A 15,015-nucleotide genomic window follows, 5' to 3' on the forward strand; every position below is an offset into this window, starting at 1 on the left:
TACCAATGAAACGCTTCATATATTGGAAATACCTGATCTTTTACAATTATATTAAGACGGTGTGCGGAAAGGACCAAGAGTCTGGCAACGTGTTCAAATACTATAGTCTAATCACTTCACCCGTAATACGGACCCTCCTTCGATCAGATCTCCACTAATGCGTACATGCTCGAAGGGAGAATTGGGATTTGCGATTCTCCATAGTATACGTTCAACTGCCCGTTCTCCCACTTCCTTAACTCTAAATTTATAACCCGTTAGGTTGGGAGCTTCTACTTTTTCAGACAAATACTTGAAAAAAATAAAGAACATCACGATGCCGTGTTATATGGCTATTTTGGAAAAGATATCAATCTTACAGATAGCACCTATACCTACTGTCGACAGTTAGAAGAGGGATCTGTTATTTATGAGCATACAGCAATGCCTGTGGGCGCCGTATGGGATCAAAAAAGCTATAAAAAAGCAGAAGTAGGCCACATGCCTGTCTATCGAGTACCCGCCAAATCAACCAGACATCATAACGCACCTGCTTACCATTTACTTTATAACATCAAAGAAGATCCATCCCAACAAAAGCCAATACATAATCCAGAACTGGAAAGAAAATATGCTACTACATTACATGAGCTTTTGATTCGTTACGAGACACCTGCTTGCCAATTTAGTAGGATGGGTTTAAGTAAACAAATTGAATGGCAGAAGAGATCTGAGGCATTCGATCGTAATGAACTGAAGGATAACAAACAAATAACTCATAAAATGGGGATTAAAAGACATCTTCCAATTTTATGAGCTACAACTTAAACACTTGAACTACCTAGTATGAGAACCATACGATTGGTGGCATGAGAGGTAGAGGCTGGGACAAAAGTGTTTTCACCAAAGAGAAAACCGAACTACTATGGTGCTTATACTCCACACCAGCAATATACTTCGCTAAGGTGATGCGTTGTTTGGTTTTTTAGTTCTGTCTCAGCCTCTTCTACTCGATTTTTTATTAAATCCCTTTTAATGAAAAGAATTTAAAATGGGTATGACTCCCTTGAGCATTTCCAAAACCTATTTGTCCTGTCAGGTAAGGGGAATTCTTGTCCTCATAGCTTATTAGTAGTTGTTCATCAATGGATACCTCAATCTTATTATCAATAACGGTTACTTTAATTGTATAATCAATTTCTGGTTCCCAATGAAAATTAGCTGTAGACAAAGTATGATACCCTTTATTATTTTTGAAGAGAGTAACTTGGTCGTTTGCTGTTAGACCAACCGCATAAGAACGAATCCCACCTTGAACTCTGAATAGAATCCGATGATCTTCACCTAATTTAGGTGTAACACTTGCCGTTAATGTATAATCTTTCCATTGTAGATCTCCTGTATAACATTCTGCCGGCTCTCCCGAATAACTTCCGCTTAATTCTCCATTTTCCAATGTCCATATTCCTTTTAAATTAGTAAATTGACTGACTGCCTCATGCAAATTTGTCCACTTTTCAATTCTTTCTTGGTTAAAGTCAACCCTATAGTCAGGTAATCCATTAAAATCCATACGGTCTAAATAAAATACGATCCCATTGTAAGAGGGTTCTTTTGTAATAAATTCTATTCCAGCTTCTTCTATACATGCCCCATCCATATAGGGAATATTGAACTCCAAATCAGCCCAGTCCCCATTTATAAGTTCAGACCATTCACTATAATGTAATTGATTTTGATTCCCATCTTTTATATATATACGTGCTCGGGCATCTACATTATTATTCCCTGCGGGTTTAATCGATGCTGTTATTGTTTGACCAGGGTAAAGTTTAGGCGAAAACTCTGGGTCATATCGACTGTCATCGAAATCATTGGGACGATAATATGTTTGCTGATAAAGATGATAGGGTTCTCCAGCAAATACTCGATCAATCGTTAATTTCAGGGAGCGGTTCCCAGTTTTGCAGGCTTCCTCTGTATTGACAATTTTCATTAATGTTTTTTCAGAATCTGCTCCAGCATTGGTTCGAAAAGCATGAGTTGATCCGGGAAGCTGAAAGTGAAATGCTGGTCCGCTTCCTGCTAGAATATCGCCCCAATTTTGTTCAGGATTTACATTTGCGATTTTATAACCAAAGTTAGCTGTGTACAATGCAATAGTAGGAACATCTAGTATATTTAGTGTACCAATTACCCCAGAACAACATAGAAAATCATTAATAGGTTCGCGCCATGTAGTATCTATACCGTCTAAACCATTGCGAACCCCCATAATCGTTCCGACATTTGCCACATTACAATCTGTATCCCAACCACACATATTGCAAATATTAATAGAGTTGGAAAAGTCTCCATCTCCATATAATAATGATAAAATAATAACAGCACTGTTTGGTATAATATGACAATTCCCGGGATAACGATCGTAGCCAAAGTTGTCTTTCACATATTTAAAACAATCCCTCCAGTTTTCAGGGTTTCTGTCGTAGTAATCAAGCACTGCTCTTACCACTCTTGTATACTCACTATCTTTCGGTATTACACTTAAACCAGTTTCAATGATTTTTTGTATATCATTTTCTCCGAAGGCGCTTGCAATACAAGCAGCGATGAATTGCCCTCCATATATTCCATTTCGGTCATGAGAAACGCTTGCGGCTTTTCTAGCATATTCTGCTGCTAATTTCGGTTGATTGGGTGTAATTAAGCCCCATACATCTATAAAGATTTGCCCACCTATTTGTTCAGCAACTGTTGGACCATTCTGCTCAATAGAACCAGATCTTGGAGCGGGAATGCCATTTTTTAAGTTCATATAGGCGGTGTGTTCACTAGATACTCCATAGCCACCCCACCAGTAAAAGCTATGACCATCTGGCGCATAGTTGAGCCAAGTATCGCCTATTTGTTCAGCAGTAACATCACGGGTATAGGTATAATCTTCTAAAACTCTTAAAAAGTAAGCTGGGCCATTCGTGTCGTCATCTGCGGCAAAATTTTTAAAGCTGTGCGGGTAAGTAGTAAGCTCTCCAAAGGCTTTTTCAATTTGATCATATGTCCATCCTTCAATATTGGCTCCATGCCGAACACCAATTATTTTTCCTAACCATCCAGCATAAACCTTTTGTATATAGTCTTCAGGAATTACTTGACCTAGTTTTATCATTTTTGCTGCTTCATTATTCATGAAATATCCCTCCAAATAAGTTATTATTCTTTCAATCCACTCATCATAACGCCTTCAATAAAATATCTTTGAGCAAATATATATATAATGATGATGGGTAATAGTACAATAAAGGAACCTGCCATTAAGTAATTCCATTGAGTAGTGTAAGTACCTTGAAATGTCGCCAAGCCTAACGGCAATGTTTTGAGTTGATCATCATTTATATAAATTAAAGGTGCTAAAAAATCATTCCATTGATTCATGAAAGTGAAAATAGCCAAAGTTGTTAAAGATGGTAATGAAATAGGTAATATAATATTAAAGAAAATCCTCGGGTAACTAGCCCCATCAATTCTTGCTGCTTCCTCTAGCTCTTTAGGTATGCTTAGAAAAAATTGTCTTAATAAAAACAATCCAAACGCTCCAAATAAGGGAGGGACGATTAAAGAAAGATGTGTATTTAGCCAACCTAAATGACGTAATAATTTAAATGTAGGTATCATGGTAACATGATAAGGAATCATCATCGTAGCTAAGATTAAAAAGAATAGTATATTCCTTCCTGGGAATTTCAATCTTGCAAACGCATAGGCCCCCATAGCGCTTACAATTACATGACCAATTACTACGATAATAGTAACTTTTACAGAGTTAAAAGAATAGATGCCCCAAGGCGCACTTTTGAACATATAGATGTAATTTTCCCACATAATATTGGTTGGAATCCATTTCGGGGGAAACGTATACATCTCATTCGAAGTTTTTAACGAACTAGAAATCATCCATAAAAAAGGTACAATCATAATAAATGATGAAATAATCAGGAAGGCATGTATGGAAAATTTCATCATGATCGTTTTTACCGGGAAGGCTGTCCCCTTATTTGATATCGACGTCATTCTCAACTCCTCCTTTCTAAACAACATCTTTCCTATTGGCGATTTTCATTTGAATCATAGTTATAATGAAGATAATCGCAAACAAAATGTATGCCATCGCGGAAGCATATCCTTGCTTGAAGAATAAAAATGCATTTTGATATATATAGTATACAATTACGGATGTTGAATTTGCTGGACCACCATCCGTCATTACGTACACTTGATCGAAGACCTGAAAAGAGCCAATTATAGCCATAACCACAACGAATAAGGTCGTATGGCGTAATAATGGTACAGTGATATAGTAAAATCGTTTAAAGGCACTAGCTCCATCTATTTTTGCAGCCTCGTACATGGAAGGAGAGATATTTTGCAATCCCGCTAAAAAAATGACTATGTTAAACCCAAGACCCTTCCAAACACTCATAATTATGATGGAGAACATTGCCCAGCCTTCTTTTGCTAACCAAGGTGGTTCAAATAGCCCCAGCTGTGAAAGAATCCCGTTAAATAGACCATAGTCGGTATTATAAAGCCATTTCCATACAGTAGCGACAGCAACCATAGATGTGATATATGGAATAAAAAACGCTGTCCGATAAATATTTACAAATCTTATTTTTTGATTTAGCAAGGTAGAGATTAATAAAGCTAAGATGATACCAATAGGTACCGTTCCAGCCACATAAACGACAGTGACCCATAAAGAATTTAGAAACTTTTTATCAGACATTAGCGTTACATAATTGTCTATCCCAATAAATGTGGAAGGTGTGATACCATCCGATTCAGTCAAGCTGAGATATAAGGAAGCAATAAGTGGATAAAACATAAAGACCAAAAACCCTAACATGATAGGGGTAATAAATATATACCCCCAAAAAGCCTCTTTGCTGGATAGCTCTTGAAGCCTTTTCATATAGACTACACCGCCTTTCAGAAAAAATTGAAACACATTAAACTTTATTGGCTGATAATTCCGTTCATTTGCTCTACAATATTTTCTTGTGTTTCTTCAGGGCTTTGATTCCCGAGCAGCATTTTCTCTGTTTCTTGTTCTATCATTTCCATTAATTCAGAAGTAAACGGACTAATATATCCATCCATCACAACATGATCTGCACTGTCTACAAAGGCTTGTACATTTTCGGGAAATTTAGAGTCTAAGATTAATTGGTTTGCTTCTTCGTCTTTTGTACTAGGTAATGCCATCTGACTATCTGCTACTTCCATCATACCTTCATGACCAGTAAAGTATTTTAAAACCTTCCAAGCTTCTTCTTTATGCTTTGTTTGGCTTGAAATTGCCCAACTTAGAATACCTGCACCAACATCTTGATTTTCAGCTTTTGGCATTTTAACAACATCCCAATTGAAATCCAAGGGCTCATCTTTGAATGGTGGTAAAAACCACATGCCCGCGCTAACCATTGCAACTTGCTGATTCCTAAATTGCGCATCTGCTCCTTGACCTGTCGCTTCTAGTTCCGCTGGATTCGGTGATATTCCCTTTTCAACAAACTCCTTCAAAAATTTAAATGTCTTCAATACTTCAGGGGAATCCAGTCCACTTTTTGTTCCATCATCATTAAAGAACTTTCCATTATTTCTAAAGATCCAACCCAAAGTCGGATTATATCCATTTTCATATAAAAAGCCATATTGGTTATCTTCAGAATTTGTCAACGCTAAAGCTATATCAAGAAATTCTTGTTGAGTCCAATCATCATTAGGATAATCGAGTCCAGCTTTATCAAATAAATCTTTATTATAGTAAATTACATAGGGAGATACTTCTTGAGGTAGGGCGTAAAGTTTATCTTCAAATTTATTTCCATTGATTAATCCTTCATAAAATTCATCTAAATCAAATTCAGAATCATTTTCAATAAGCTCGTCCAAAGGCATTAAAGCATTTCGCTTTGCTAGAGCAGGGACCCATTCATTTAAATATAGAATATCTGGAGCATTACCTCCTGAAATAAGGGTGAGGGTCTTTTCATAACGACGATCCCCTAAGTCAACCCACTTTATCTTGATATTAGGATTTTCCTCCATAAAGGCCTTTGCAGTATCTTCTCTAATTTTCTTCTCCGCTTTACTTCCGCTGATAGCCATTTGGATAGTCACATTACCATCTTTGTCCTTTGCGTTATCAGAGCTACAAGCAACCATCAGAATGACACTTATCAAACAAACCAAAGTCGCAAACCATTTTTTCATAATTTTTCCTCCTAATTATTTTTTATTTTCAATGGTTATAGATTAGTTGATTTCTATTTTGGATAAATTTTTCCCTAGTGGGCATGCCATCTTGTGCGCCATTTTTTGTAATTGATAATGCCGCTGCCATATTTGCTGTTTGCAAAGCTTCATGTAGCTCCCTGCCACTTGCAAGTTCCACAGCTAGAACTCCGTTAAATGTATCGCCAGCCCCAGTCGTATCTACTATTTCAACTTTATAACTGGGAATGTTATATTTAATGCCTTTATGAGAATATTCAACACCACGCGCTCCCATAGTACAGATTATTTTATCGAGATATTTTTCTTTATCTGCTATCAGAGAAAACTCATGCTCATTGGGTGTCACATAAGAAACTTTATCTAAAAGCCAGGAATCAATTTCTCTTGCTGGTGCTGGATTGTAAATAAGGGGAATACCTTTTTGATAACAATATTTCACGACAAATTGTTGCACCGCAAAGGGAATTTCATTTTGCATTAATACCATATTGGATGAAGACAGATGTTCAATATTGTCTTTTATATACATCGTATCTATTTTATTATTAGCACCAGGTATATAGATAATTGAGTTATCCGTATTAACAACAGTGATTATTGCTTTCCCTGTTGTCTCCCTTTGAGATATTTTGAGATGATCTACATTGATATTATTTATTTTTAAATTTTCCAAGGCCACACTACCATAGTCATCGTCTGCGATAGCCCCTAACATAGTAACCTCTCCTCCAAAACGTGCTGCGGCAACGGCTTGATTGGCTCCTTTTCCACCTAAAAAGACGTTAAAATCTCCCCCTTCAATTGTTTCACCTGGTGCTGGCCATTTAGGAGAAGAAACAACTAAATCTACATTAATACTACCTACAACAGTAACTTTTGGTTTTGCTTTTACTAGACGGTTTGATCCCATCACCTACTCATTTCTCCTTTGGCTTATTTAGTCTTCCCATGCTTTCTAGTGCTACAGATAAAGTACAATTTTTTTCTTTACTGCTTTTTGAATCATACTTATCTGCCGTATCTTCCACAGCCCTTGCTAATTCAGAGGAAAAGGGGGGTCTCTATATCAGGAAGAATTAGGCCTATAATATTGGAACATTTTTTTGTACAGCATTCTCGCAATCTCATTGGGCCTATAATTCGATGCCTCAATGGCTTTCTCACTTACAGCCCCCTTATTATCTAAGCCTCTTGAAGCTCCTGTAAGTCTTGCTACATCTCTAATAGATGCCATTTGCATCCCCTGCATGGGAAACCGGTTACATGTTGGGGGATAATGTACCGGTCACCAAATTATTACAATTTTTATGCTTTAGGTAACCGATTACATATTATAATAGCAATTTGGTTTTCCTGAGTCAATGGCTAATTTGAATTTTTTTATAATTGCTAAATTGCTATTAAGCTTTTAAAAAAGGTCAATTTGAAAAAATTCCCTTTTTAAACAATTGAAGGAATTTCCTTTAAAAAAGAATAAATTTCAAAGCTCCTACTAACAAATATAAATTTTGCATTTTGTTCTTCACTGAAGAGTTTAATGCGGCAGTAGTGACTTAAGTCATTTTATCGTTTTTTTTTAATAAAAAATCGTTCAATTTTAAAATAAAATTGGGGTCCCAAGGACCCCAATTAAACCAATTAGAAAATATTAAATCCTTTATCCCTTCACTCCTGTAGTCGCAATCCCTTGTACCAAGTATTTTTGGAAGAATAGAAAGACAACGAATTGGGGCAATAGGGAAAGGGTTGCCATCGAGAACATTGCTCCCCAGTTTGTGACGGCAGATGGATCAGCGAACATTCGCAGTCCGAGAGAGACAGTGTATAAGGCTGTGTCATTTAGATAGATTAAAGGGCCTAAAAAGTCATCCCAGGTCCACATAAATGCAAAAATCGCTGCTGTTACTAAAGCTGGTTTACATAGAGGTAGAATCACGCGCCAGAAGACTCCGTACGTACTACATCCATCTATAATAGCAGCTTCATCTAATTCTCTAGGGACACCTTTTATAAATTGAATTAATAAAAAGATAAAGAAGGGTCCTCCACCCAAAAAGGCCGGTACGATCAGTGGGTAGAAGGTGTTAACCCAGTTAAATTTATCAAAAAGAATGTATTGTGGAATCATTGTCACCTGCATAGGTAACATCATCGTCATCAGTAAACAAGCAAATAATAGTGACTTGAATTTGAATTTCAAACGCGCAAACCCAAAAGCTACGAATGAGGATGATAATATCGTGCCTACAACAACGAAAATGGTGATAATGGCTGAATTTCTAAAAAACACATCAAATCCGACATTCCCAAACCCTTCCCATCCAGTGGCATAGTTCGTCCATTCAATGGGGGAAGGGAGGAGTGACGCAGCATTGACAAAAATGTCGGAATTCGCTTTTAAAGAACTTGCAATCATCCATATGATTGGATAAATCATTACTAATCCAAAGAGTGAGACAAGAACATGATATATAATTGAAGAAATCTTAGGGGTCATTCATTATTCTCCTTCCGATTCGTAATATACCCAAGCTGATGATGATCTGAATATCAAGGCTGTAAAGATAGCGATGATTACTAATAGTATCCAAGCCATCGCAGAGGCATATCCCATATCGAAATGGGCAAATGCTTTCTCATAAAGGTATACTGCATAGAATAAGGTGCGATCCAGCGGTCCCCCTTCAGTTACAATAAAGCTTTGAGTAAATGTCATAAAGCCATTGATGGTTTGCATCACCAAATTGAAAAATAAAACAGGTGTCAGCATTGGAAGTGTAATCTTAATGAATTTTCTCCACCAATTTGCCCCATCCACAGAAGCTGCCTCATATAACTCCGTAGGTATTTGTTTAAGACCAGCTAAGAAAATAAGCATAGGTGCACCGAACTGCCAAACGACTAATAAAACGAGAGTGGAAAGCGCTGTATCTGGGCTGCCTACCCAGTTAATCCCCTTTATACCGATATACGCTAGAATATCGTTAATCGCTCCATTTTGACCAAATAATTGACGCCACATTACTGCAACCGCAACACTTCCACCAATAATCGATGGAACATAATACATCGTCCGATAGAAGCCTACTCCCCTATGATTGCCGTTAAATAGCATCGCAATAAACAACGCGAAGGCCAGCTTTAACGGAACGGAGATAAACACGAACAAAAATGTAACTTTTAATGAAGTGATAAAGCGCGGGTCTTCCGTAAACATTCGTACATAGTTATCGAATCCTATCCAGTTGGGACTGGATAGGATATCGTAATCCGTAAAAGATAAATAAAGGGAGGCAATCATTGGACCGATCACAAATCCAAGAAAACCAAGGAGCCAAGGTGCAATAAACGAAAACCCGATGGCATTTTCTTTTAAACTTTTTCTATTTGAATAAGCCTTTTTAGGGTTTGTATTTCTAGCAAGTTTTGTGTTAACCAAGTCAATACCTCCAAGCTAAAATGATTGTTAACTTTCAAGATGTTTACAAGCTATCAGTCTTTTTTATTCTTTGCTAATCGAGCTTCTGCCTCACTGCGAAATTGTGTTGCGGCATCTTCTGGCGTCAGTTCGCCAAAATTTATCTTTTCTAAAACACGAGTATACATCGAGCTAATTTCGCCATGTCCAGATGGTTCGGGTGGTGAAATTGGACTAGAATAATCCTTTACTAGTTCGATATAGTCAAAAATCTGTTTTGTCGGTTCATCGACAAGAGGAGTAATATGTTCTTGAACTTTGTTGGAAATTGGTACGCCATAGATGGCTTTTAAAATCTCATGTGCTTCCGTGCTATTTGTAAAGAAATCGACCAATTTGGCTGCTTCTTCAGGGTGTTTAGAGTGTGAACTAACTGCATAGAATTGGCCAGGTTTTAAATATTGGCCGTATTCTCCCCCCTCTAGGGAAGGAAAAATCGTTAATTCCAATGGCCGATCGGCAGCTTGTTGGATCGCTGTAAATTCATTGCTTGTTAAAGGATGAAAAGGAGACGTTTTGTGCACGATTAATTCATCTTCTAAACCTTGTACACTATTCATCACATCTTGGGGAGGTGTGATATTTTCTTCCCTCAATTTTTGCTGCATTTCTAAAAAATCAACTAAGTATTGATCATCATCATATCCCAATCCAGTTCCATTCTCGTTATAAAGCCATAAGCCGTGCTGACGAAGGTAGTAGCCAAAATCATTAAAACCTTGAGGAACAGATACATAAGAGTCATCGCCAAAATGATTCTTCAATTTTTTTGCCATATCTATAAAATCATCCCATGTATAACCAGGTTCTATTTCTGAAATACCAGCTTCTTTCAACATCTCCGGGTCATATGTGAGAGCGGGAGAATTTGTTCCTTGATTGACGGCAAATAATTTTCCGTCGATTATGCCACCATCTAGTAGAGAATCATCCACATCATCGAAATTTAAGATCCCTTTATCGATATATGGATTTAGATCAAGTAATAGATCGCGATCAACATATTCCGACAAGTATTGGATATCCATATTTACTACATCAGGTATATTCTGTCCAGCTGCTTGAGTAGCCAATTTATCCCAGTAACCATCCCATCCAGTAAATTCTGTTGAGACTTTAATATCTGGGTTTTGCTCTTCAAATAAGTCAATCACTTTCTGTGTCCGTTCATGAACTTCTTTATTTCCCCACCAAACCATTCTGATAGTTACTTGATCTTTTGAGTCTTTGGATGTTGAGTTACTGCTACTACATCCAGTGAGGATAAAAGTTACAACTAAAAATATTGATAGAACTGTACATGAAAGTTTTAATTTCATTTCCATATCCCCTTTCTAATTGATTTTCTCTTATTAAAGGGTGTAAGCGGTTCACATCCCTTTGCTGGTATTATATAATACATATAATAATTTGGACTATGTACATAATTCTGATTTCATGTACAATTTCATACTATTATAATTTTATAAATGAGGGTTCTTGGGAAGAAGAAGCTGTCATAATAGAGACTTTAAATGAAGGGGGTGTGAATTTTCATTCTATTAATAATATTTAAATTGGTATAATTTCCCACTGCTGTTATGAAGCCCATTTAGGAAGGTGCCTAACTATGTTATCTCTCCATTCGGTCAATAATGATTGTTTTATTCCTAATTGGCAAACGCCATTAGAAAAGATCCCATGGAATGTCCTTGTGATTGTGCTTGAGGGGAAAGTCGACTACATGATTAATAATAAGCGACTTATTTTAGAGCCTGGGGATATTATGTTTATACCAGAGTCATCCTATAGAACTGGAAAAAACCATAATCATACATTGCATCAAAAATATACGGTTTTATTTCATCTAACGAAAGATATGAGAGATATTCCGGAATTTTTAACTATGGAAGATTTTACAAAATTGCAGTCGAAAAACTTTAACTATATTAAACATCGAGCAGAAAAACTTTTTATGGAAATAAGAGGAAACAATACATGCAATACATTTATTTGTGATGGCATCCTTCAGGAATTATTGGGGAGTATAGGAAGAGAATTACAATCTTCACAAGTGAATCCTATGAAGTTAAAATACGCTCAAACCATCCAGCGTTATATTGTTGAACATTATAGAGAAGCCATTGATATTAACCAACTAGCTAAATTAATTCACCGCTCACCAAATTATACCATTGAAGTCTTTAAAGAAATTACCGGGTACACGCCCATTCAATATATCCATCATTTACGCATAATGGAAGGATGTAGCCTGCTATTAGCTACAGACATGACCATAGATAATCTCTCGAATTATCTTGGATATTATGATGCATCATATTTCTCAAGAACGTTTAAGAAGTTTATCTCAATGTCACCTAAAGAGTATAGAAACCAGGAATCTACCGTATCTTCTTCAGAATTTGTCTAAAAGAGCAGGAAAATATTTGCTTCGTTTCTAGAAGGGAATTAGGAAGAGACTGTGAGGGAGTGCATCATTACATCCCTCACAAGTAGTTATTCTTCTTGACCTTGTATTTCTTTTACAATGATTTCATATCTTTCTCCCATTTCTCGAATAAAAGATTGAATATCCTTGTCGGACTCTAAGAACTCATTTGCTTCTTGGTGAATGAAGTCATTCTCATTGAATTCTGGATTAGGTCCGTATTTAGAGTAAGCATGTATTTCTGCCTTTTTCATATTGAAGATGGGGGAAAGTTGATATCTTTTCTCTGTTTCATCGATAATATCGGCACCAAATTGCTCAATAACTTTCTCTTTTGCAATAGTAGGCGGATGACCAATTCTTGATAAATGCATCTGTGCTTCTTCTGATGATAAAAACTCGATAACCGCCCACGCGGCTGCTTTATTTTCACTATGCTTATTGATACTTAGTAACATGGGTGGGGTAGCTGGACCAACATTTGGCAAATCAGACCATGTTGGGATTGTAACCATATCAAAGTTAAGTCCTTCTACTTGGCTAAATAATGGTAGCCATTGGATTTGTCCAATGCTCATGGCCAAATTTTGTTCACTAGTGAAACTATATTCGCTATCTGGGTCGACCATTTTCGGAATGTTCCTGTAATGATTAAGTAGTTCAAAGAACTTTGTGGTGCCAGGATCAGCTGGAAATAGGACTTCCCCTGTTTCCGGATCACTCCCTTCGATACTTAATTGAGAATAAGCAAATGAATGAATGCCCATACTTAAACCTTTATATTGGACCCCATTCTGTTCTTGAGTTAATTTTCGTGCTAAGTCTAGCGTTTCCTCCCAAGTGATTCCATCTTTTGGGTAATGGACACCAAAAAGATCAAAGATATCTTTATTAAAGAACATAGCTTTGGGCATATTTTCAAGTGGTATTCCAAATAGTTGACCTTCGTCTGTTGGGTCAAGGGAGCGGGCAAGGTCCACAAGTCCTACTTGAAAAATATCTAAGTTAAAATTGAACCGATTTACATAAGGGTCGAGTGGTTCAAGCAAATCTAATTCGTGTAACACTTCGAAATTTCCTGGGGCCCAAATAAGATCGGGTATTTCCCCAGTGGCAATCAGTTCTTGCAACCTCTCTGATTCAATAGACTCTTCAATTAACTCAAGTTCGATATGGGGAAATTGCTTTTCAACCTGTGTTTTAAAACGTGTTTCAAACGTTTCCTCATCGACTGGAAGCATCATTGTTAATGTAACATCTTCTCCGTTGTACCCTTCATTGTTTACCATTTCGTCAGAATTCAATGAAGTAGTGTTACTACTATCAGATGTTTTTGAACAGGCAATAGAAAGTGAACTTAAGAAGAGAACTATCCCAATTAAAAGCCATCTATTAGCTAGTTTCATGTTAACTCTCCATTCTTTTAAGTTATTTAGACAAAAGTCAAGATGGATAGATTATTTATTTGATCCAGATAAGAAATCCCCCCTCCGTTTTAAGAATATGAACTTTCTATTGCATAAACATCTATCCATATCCCCGAAATATTCCCCTCTTGACGCAAGAGCAAAATAGAGGGTAAGGTAATAATTAATAAAACGGTTTCCCTTTGGTGAAACGATTTCAAAAGATTGATGATAGCGTGAGGATTTTTCTCTATCCAGGTTGTTGGAAAGTTTCAACGATTCAGGGGATATAGTGTAATCATATAATGGATTGTATTTTCTAAATAGGATATTAGGAACATATCAATCGGACAAATTGAACCTTACAAGGAGGTGAGAATATGAGTTCATTGTATTTTCAGCAGATGTCAATTCAAGAACAAGTGATTCCTCTTCATTTAGTGACGATTGGGTCGAATAATCAGCCTTATCTAAATAGGCCGGTGGGATTACCTTACCATCAGATTTTTTTGGCAACAGAGGGGAAGGGGATTTTTCGTTTATTTGGGGTTGGTGATTTTGAATTATTACCGGGAGAAGTGATTATTATCCCTGCCGGAACAAGCCATGAATACTTCCCATTATCGAGGAGGACATGGGAACTTGGTTTTGTCGGTTTTGACGGTAAACTAGCAGATACAGTTCTTGGCCAATTAAATTTTCAAGAGACAAAAAAGATGACGATTCGTCCGTTTTCTGTCATTTGGAAAAATATCGAACAACTTTGGTTTATCGCAAAAAAGAATGAGGAAGATGCTCAGTGGCATGCATCGAAGTACTTATATTCTCTTCTGTTAGAGTTGAAAAAACTATCTGAAGTTAACTATGGACCTGAAAACGATTCATATTCTCCAAATGAACACGTTCAAAAGGTAGCTGATTTTATTCGTACACACTATGCGAAACCACTTAGGGTAGCTTCTCTATCAAACATGGCCGGATATTCCAATCATCATTTCACAAGATTGTTTCGGAAGACTTATGGAATGACTCCTCATCAATATTTGGAAAAGATCAGATTCGAAAGGTCGAAGTTTTTACTTGAAGAGGAAAAAAATCTACTTGTTTCTGAAGTGGCCACTCGTGTAGGGATGGAGGAAAATTATTTCATTCGCTTGTTTAAGAAAAAATATGGAATGACCCCTGGGGCGTATAGGGCAGCGTATGAAAGAGACGGAAGCTAGTCCTTGAAAGTTGGATATAAACGTCTTCTTTTGAGAATAGTTTATATCCGGGGTAATCCCGTTGAGTGCGCCTTGCACTTCTGCTATAGCCGAGATTATTTTATCCGAGCCAAATAAATGGCCTGAACGCCCAAAATCCAGTCAAAACGAAGAAAAATGGTACGCAGAGAGTTCTACGCACCCAAAATCCAGTCAAAACGG

At 36.9% G+C, this 15,015-nt stretch carries 12 protein-coding genes; 3 read left to right on the forward strand and 9 right to left on the reverse strand.

Annotation, left to right across the window (positions count from 1 at the left end):
* Positions 1 to 321: 321 nt before the first annotated feature.
* Positions 322 to 795: a hypothetical protein gene (locus IPU53_RS09475; protein ID WP_207450145.1), complete on the forward strand. Its 474-nt coding sequence runs from the start codon at positions 322 to 324 to the stop codon at positions 793 to 795.
* Positions 796 to 1,000: 205 nt separating this feature from the next.
* On the opposite strand, the gene IPU53_RS09480 is transcribed toward IPU53_RS09475, so the two are convergent.
* From IPU53_RS09480 to IPU53_RS09515, 8 genes are all read right to left on the reverse strand, one after another.
* Positions 1,001 to 3,169: an ADP-ribosylglycohydrolase family protein gene (locus IPU53_RS09480; RefSeq protein WP_207450146.1), complete on the reverse strand. Its 2,169-nt coding sequence runs from the start codon at positions 3,167 to 3,169 to the stop codon at positions 1,001 to 1,003.
* Positions 3,170 to 3,192: 23 nt separating this feature from the next.
* Positions 3,193 to 4,050, reverse strand: a complete 858-nt coding sequence (locus IPU53_RS09485; RefSeq protein ID WP_207450147.1) for a carbohydrate ABC transporter permease — start codon at positions 4,048 to 4,050, stop codon at positions 3,193 to 3,195.
* 16 nt (positions 4,051 to 4,066) lie between these two features.
* Positions 4,067 to 4,951, reverse strand: coding sequence for a carbohydrate ABC transporter permease (locus IPU53_RS09490; RefSeq protein WP_207450148.1), 885 nt, complete (start codon positions 4,949 to 4,951; stop codon positions 4,067 to 4,069).
* 44 nt (positions 4,952 to 4,995) lie between these two features.
* Positions 4,996 to 6,255: an ABC transporter substrate-binding protein gene (locus IPU53_RS09495; protein WP_207450149.1), complete on the reverse strand. Its 1,260-nt coding sequence runs from the start codon at positions 6,253 to 6,255 to the stop codon at positions 4,996 to 4,998.
* Between the two features lie 28 nt (positions 6,256 to 6,283).
* Entirely contained in the window at positions 6,284 to 7,189 is a 906-nt protein-coding gene (locus IPU53_RS09500) for a ribokinase (protein WP_242698201.1), read from the reverse strand.
* Between the two features lie 747 nt (positions 7,190 to 7,936).
* Positions 7,937 to 8,776, reverse strand: coding sequence for a carbohydrate ABC transporter permease (locus IPU53_RS09505; protein WP_207450151.1), 840 nt, complete (start codon positions 8,774 to 8,776; stop codon positions 7,937 to 7,939).
* A gap of 3 nt (positions 8,777 to 8,779) precedes the next feature.
* A complete protein-coding gene (locus IPU53_RS09510) occupies positions 8,780 to 9,718 on the reverse strand; it encodes a carbohydrate ABC transporter permease (protein WP_242698187.1) in 939 nt (312 codons plus the stop codon).
* A 53-nt stretch (positions 9,719 to 9,771) separates the two neighbouring features.
* A complete protein-coding gene (locus IPU53_RS09515) occupies positions 9,772 to 11,076 on the reverse strand; it encodes an ABC transporter substrate-binding protein (RefSeq protein ID WP_207450153.1) in 1,305 nt (434 codons plus the stop codon).
* Positions 11,077 to 11,366: 290 nt separating this feature from the next.
* Here IPU53_RS09515 and IPU53_RS09520 point away from each other — a divergent pair, with 290 nt between their 5' ends.
* Complete coding sequence (locus tag IPU53_RS09520) at positions 11,367 to 12,167, forward strand: AraC family transcriptional regulator (RefSeq protein WP_207450155.1); 801 nt, start codon at positions 11,367 to 11,369, stop codon at positions 12,165 to 12,167.
* An 86-nt stretch (positions 12,168 to 12,253) separates the two neighbouring features.
* Here IPU53_RS09520 and IPU53_RS09525 read toward each other — a convergent pair whose 3' ends face one another.
* Entirely contained in the window at positions 12,254 to 13,591 is a 1,338-nt protein-coding gene (locus IPU53_RS09525) for an ABC transporter substrate-binding protein (RefSeq protein ID WP_207450157.1), read from the reverse strand.
* Positions 13,592 to 13,971: 380 nt separating this feature from the next.
* Between IPU53_RS09525 and IPU53_RS09530 the strand changes: the two genes are divergently transcribed.
* Positions 13,972 to 14,814 (forward strand): AraC family transcriptional regulator, encoded by an 843-nt coding sequence (locus tag IPU53_RS09530; RefSeq protein WP_207450159.1) that lies wholly within the window; start codon positions 13,972 to 13,974, stop codon positions 14,812 to 14,814.
* Positions 14,815 to 15,015 lie beyond the last annotated feature (201 nt).

Origin of the sequence: Bacillus sp. SD088 (genome assembly GCF_017355205.1) — a bacterium.
Classification (GTDB): Bacteria; Bacillota; Bacilli; order Bacillales; family Bacillaceae_C; genus Lederbergia.

Excerpts from the sequence above, each read along its gene's own strand:
- IPU53_RS09480 (WP_207450146.1), bottom strand. The coding sequence starts at position 3,169 with ATGAATAATGAAGCAGCAAAAATGATAAAACTAGGTCAAGTAATTCCT.
- IPU53_RS09485 (WP_207450147.1), bottom strand. The coding sequence starts at position 4,050 with ATGACGTCGATATCAAATAAGGGGACAGCCTTCCCGGTAAAAACGATC.
- IPU53_RS09490 (WP_207450148.1), bottom strand. The coding sequence starts at position 4,951 with ATGAAAAGGCTTCAAGAGCTATCCAGCAAAGAGGCTTTTTGGGGGTAT.
- IPU53_RS09495 (WP_207450149.1), bottom strand. The coding sequence starts at position 6,255 with ATGAAAAAATGGTTTGCGACTTTGGTTTGTTTGATAAGTGTCATTCTG.
- IPU53_RS09500 (WP_242698201.1), bottom strand. The coding sequence starts at position 7,189 with ATGGGATCAAACCGTCTAGTAAAAGCAAAACCAAAAGTTACTGTTGTA.
- IPU53_RS09505 (WP_207450151.1), bottom strand. The coding sequence starts at position 8,776 with ATGACCCCTAAGATTTCTTCAATTATATATCATGTTCTTGTCTCACTC.
- IPU53_RS09515 (WP_207450153.1), bottom strand. The coding sequence starts at position 11,076 with ATGAAATTAAAACTTTCATGTACAGTTCTATCAATATTTTTAGTTGTA.
- IPU53_RS09520 (WP_207450155.1), top strand. The coding sequence starts at position 11,367 with ATGTTATCTCTCCATTCGGTCAATAATGATTGTTTTATTCCTAATTGG.
- IPU53_RS09525 (WP_207450157.1), bottom strand. The coding sequence starts at position 13,591 with ATGAAACTAGCTAATAGATGGCTTTTAATTGGGATAGTTCTCTTCTTA.
- IPU53_RS09530 (WP_207450159.1), top strand. The coding sequence starts at position 13,972 with ATGAGTTCATTGTATTTTCAGCAGATGTCAATTCAAGAACAAGTGATT.